This window comes from Pseudomonas sp. SIMBA_068 (assembly GCF_046534705.1).
GTDB lineage: Bacteria > Pseudomonadota > Gammaproteobacteria > Pseudomonadales > Pseudomonadaceae > Aquipseudomonas > Aquipseudomonas putida.
In genome coordinates, this window is record NZ_JAWRYI010000086.1 from 1 (window position 1) to 400 (window position 400).

General features: G+C 62.2%; 1 protein-coding gene. It reads right to left on the reverse strand.

Annotated elements, in window-relative coordinates; all coding sequences use genetic code 11:
* A partial coding sequence (locus tag SB756_RS28280; protein ID WP_410912800.1) for an immunoglobulin-like domain-containing protein occupies window positions 1–400 on the reverse strand: 400 nt, incomplete at both ends.

Consider the following 400-nt stretch of genomic DNA (forward strand, 5'->3'; position numbering starts at 1 on the left):
TTCGCAGCGCCGCCCAACTCCAGGTTTTCAAAGGTCGCACCGGTGGCGTCCACCGCCGACTTGATGCCAACGCTGATTTCACCGGCGTCGTTGTAAACGTCGTCGCCTTGCGCATCGTGGGTGTACGGTGCGCTGGTCTCGCCGGCCTTGATGGTGACCTGAGCGTTGTTGCTCAGGGTCACGACCAGATCGTGGTCCAGCGGCTGGTTGATGTGCACGGTGAACGTCGGTTTGACGTTCTCGGCGACCGAAGTCTGGTCGGCCGTGATGGTGACCTTGACCAGGTCACCTTCGTTGGTGCCGCCTGGGTTGCCTGGAGTGCCTGGCTCGTCAGTGACCTGGGTGCTGACAGGAGTCTTGTCCAGGGTCAGCTGTTCGAACTTGCCGACATCCGCGCCCG